Genomic DNA, 3676 nt, shown 5'->3' with positions numbered 1-3676 from the left:
CGGCTTGCGACGCTGCGAGCAACCACTGCACAGCGGCGCTCCCTCGTTGGTCCGACCGCGCACGGGGCGGACATCGCGCTGCTGCCGAGCCCACCCCTCAAGCATCGCCTCAAGGACCGCGTCCTCCGGGTGCAAGAGTGCGACGCCCTCGACCAGAAGGAGCCGGGCCGAACCGTCTCCAGAGTCCGAATCCGCCACAGAGCACCTCCTTCGGGTGCGCGAATCATGCACCCAATGCACGACACTCCACAAAGGGCCAGCTCACACCCTCACCAGACGGCAGAGCGGGCGTACCCCATCCATACAGGTCCGCAGCTCAGCACCGCACCCTTCGTGCAACACATGCAATTGCCCGGGGTTTGGGAACACCTTCCCAAGGAGCTCGGCTTCGGCTCCGGGATGACGTGCTGGCGCCGACTGCGGGACTGGAACGAGGCCGGCGTCTGGCAGCGGCTCCACGAGACGCTGTTGGCCGAGCTTAATGCGGCAGCCCGACTCGACTGGTCCCGCTGCGTAGTCGACTCCTCGCATGTCAGGGCCTTAGACGGTGTCCTATGTGGTGAGGCGGACGAGTCGCTTGTAGCAGCAGATGGCTGCGGCGAGGCCCAGAAAGGCCAGGTAGTTGCGGGAATGACGCTCATAGCGGGGGCTGAGTCTGCGGTAGCCGGACAGCCACGACATCGTGCGCTCGATCACCCACCTGCGACGGCCCAATCGTTCGCTGGACTCGATGCCCTTGCGGGCGATGCGCACGCCGAACCGTTTGCCCCGAAGCCATCTGCGCAGGTGGGGGACGTCGTATGCCTTATCTGCGTGCAGGCGCTGATGCTTGATGCAGCGGCCGCGGTGGGGGCGTGTCTCGTTTGGTGGCCCGCGACCATCGGCTTTAGCCCTTCGCTGTCGTGGACGTTGGCAGCCGAGATACCGACGACCAGGGGCAGCCCGTTCGCGTCCGACAGGACGTGCATCTTGGAACCCGGCTTGCCCCGGTCCACCGGGCTCGGACCTGTGTGTTCGCCCCCCCCTTTTCGCCCTGACGTGGGCAGTGTCGAGCACGATACGCGAGACGTCGATCAGGCCAGCGTCGTCCAGGCGGTGCAGGACCGCTTCGTGCAGCCGACCCCACACCCCAGCTCTGGACCAGATCACGAACCGCCGGTGAGCAGTCGACTTCGATATCCCGAAGCAAGGCGGCAGTTGGCGCCAGGCGCAGCCGCTGACCAACACATAGACGATGGCGGCGAACAGCGTCTCATCAGGTACGTTCGGTGTTCCGCCGCCCTGCGGCCGCACCCTCGACGGCGGGATCAACGGCTTCGCGATCTCCCACAGCCCGTCCGGAACGATCCAACTCCACGTCCACTGCCCCATGTTGGGGTTCTACCACGCCTCACCACATAGGACACCGTCTTAGCATCTTGATCCGGTTGACGTGTCCCTCGACGGGGCCCGAGCTCCAGGGGAGGGTCAGTCCTGCTATGACGGCGTCCTGGTCGCGCTGCAGTCCGTCGGCGAAGGCATGAAGGGCGGGCAGGTCATCGCCGCGAACGGCGTCGGTCCAGGTGGCGAAGTGGTCGCCGCGCAGGCCGCAGACCATGCGTGCGAATGCGGTTACGTGGCCTCGAGCTGCGGACAACTCCGGGCAACGGGCAAGCACTTCGTCCAGCTGACGCGCTTCGTCAGCTCGGAGGTGCTCCGGGTTCCGCATGATCCAGTTGGCGATCTGCTGAGGTTTGTGGACCGGGGCCGGTGATCGGATCGAGCCGAGAGATGTCCGGAGTGGGCGGAGGTAGCGTCGGACGGCTTGCGGGGTCCGTCCCGGGTAACCCTGAGCCCGGATTTCCCGGAAGAGGCGGGCGGCGTCCGTGCACCCCTCGTGCCAGCGCCGGACCAGGTAGGGCTTGTAGTCGTCCAGGCGTGTGGTGCGAAGGGAGCCGTCGATGAGACCGTCGAGGTTCTTGCAGTGGGCATAGCGTTCCGCGGTATGCCGGGCCAGCCCCAGCTCCCGCCCGATCGCACTGATCGACCAGCCCCGAGCCAGCAGTCGCTGAACTGCTGCATGTCGCTCACGCGTGCGTGTGACCAGCCACTTCTCCTCACCGGTATCCGGGTTGAGTATCGAGGGCGGTGCGGCGACCATGCGTCGAAAAGTGTCGGACTCGGTGAACTCCGGTGAATGCAGACACGGTCGGTGCGCGATGACGGTCCGCTCGATGGCGTGGGCCAGGTTGTCCCACAGGTGCCAACGGTCAGCCACCTGCCTCGCTTCTGGTGCTCCGGCGCGGGCTGCCTCAGCGTAGGCGCCAGCCCGGTCCCGGCAGATCACTTCGATGCCGGGGTGCCGGGGTGCCGGGGTGCCGGGTCAGCCAGAGCGCAACGGGTTCCTTCTCCCGGCCGGGCAGCAAGTCGAGGACCGCGCGGGTCTCGACATCGACCAGCACCGTTCCGTATTTCCGGCCGCGGCGGGTGGCGGAATCGTCCACTCCCAACACACGCGGCGACCGAGGGCTTGGGTCGGACAGTGCCATCAGCGCGTTCAGCAACGTGCCCCGGTTGACGACGATGTGGAGGATCCCGGCGAGCCGTGCGCCGGCTCTGCCCGCCAGAACCAGGGCGATGGCCTGCACCACTTCCAGCAGCGCAACGGTACGGCGGCCGTAGCGGATGGTTAGCCCCGCGACCTGTTCCACGAAGGTCCGCCGCGTGCAATCCTCGGCGTCGCAGACCAGTCTGCGTACGGCCAAGTCGATGACCACCGGGCGTCCGCCGACAGCCGTGTCAGCAAGGTGTCGCTGATACCAACTGTGGACCCGGGACGAGGAGACACCACAGTCCGGGCACCGCAGCACACGCCGCCGGGTACGGGCCTTGACCCTCACCACGCCGTCCTCCACACGCACCCGTTCCACCAGCACCTTCGATAGGTGCGGGAACACAATGCCGAGCAAGTTGTCAGACACAACCGACCATGCCACCGAGGTAACGCAACGTCACTCCGTCACGGAAATCTTGACTGAGCCTCTCGATGACGCCGCCGATCGCCCGCACGTGGGCTCGGCGCGGTCACACCCCGATCATCCGGGTCCGTGGCCGCTCCCGCCGCCGGGTCTCGATCGCGGCCCTGACCTGCTACAAGACGGGCGAACGTTCCCGGCTGATCTACCCGCCCCGCCGCGACGACGGCCAACGCGATGGCCGCAAGTCTTTCGCCTGGAGCGACTACCGCGACCTGCTGCAGATCGCCCACCAACAACTCAGCGGACCGATCGTGCTCGTCTGGGACAACTTGAACGTCCACCTCGATGTCCGGTTGCGGACTTGGACCGCTGGCCGGGACTGGCTGATCGTCCACCAACTTCCCTCTCACGCGCCGGATCTCAACCCGGTCGAGGGCATCTGGTCACTGCTGCGGCGCGGCTGGCTCAGCAACGTCGCCTTCACCAACCCCGAACACCTCGTCCAGACCATCCGCCGCGGCCTACGCACGATCCAATACCGCAGCGACCTCATCGACGGATGCCTCACCGGAACCGGCCTATCCCTCAACCCAACGACACCACGAGTTCAAGCTCAGTAGAGGGTGTCTGAGAAGCCCCGTTCAGGTCAGGCGAGTTGGTAGTCCCTGCGCTGATGGAGGCCGAGATGGCCGGGGAACGGCGCGCGTATCCGACTGATC

The 3676-nt window shown here is 66.5% G+C and carries 5 pseudogenes; 2 read left to right on the top strand and 3 right to left on the bottom strand.

What is annotated here, in order from left to right:
- Positions 1 to 198: pseudogene (locus H9Y04_RS46400) on the bottom strand (hypothetical protein); the annotation flags it as partial.
- A 162-nt stretch (positions 199 to 360) separates the two neighbouring features.
- On the opposite strand from H9Y04_RS46400, the pseudogene H9Y04_RS45460 reads away from it, so the two are divergent.
- Positions 361 to 543, top strand: a pseudogene (locus H9Y04_RS45460) (transposase); the annotation flags it as partial.
- Positions 544 to 552: 9 nt separating this feature from the next.
- Here H9Y04_RS45460 and H9Y04_RS45455 read toward each other — a convergent pair.
- Positions 553 to 1371: pseudogene (locus H9Y04_RS45455) on the bottom strand (IS5 family transposase).
- Between the two features lie 19 nt (positions 1372 to 1390).
- A pseudogene (locus H9Y04_RS48760) lies at positions 1391 to 2960 on the bottom strand (ISL3 family transposase).
- A 62-nt stretch (positions 2961 to 3022) separates the two neighbouring features.
- Between H9Y04_RS48760 and H9Y04_RS45445 the strand changes: the two are divergent.
- Positions 3023 to 3577 (top strand): annotated as a pseudogene (locus H9Y04_RS45445) (transposase); the annotation flags it as partial.
- Between the last annotated feature and the right edge of the window lie 99 nt (positions 3578 to 3676).

This window comes from Streptomyces polyasparticus (genome assembly GCF_014493765.1).
In the GTDB taxonomy this organism is placed as follows: domain Bacteria; phylum Actinomycetota; class Actinomycetes; order Streptomycetales; family Streptomycetaceae; genus Streptomyces; species Streptomyces polyasparticus.
Note: the sequence above shows the minus strand (reverse complement) of the source record. Positions and strands in the feature narration are given on the sequence as shown.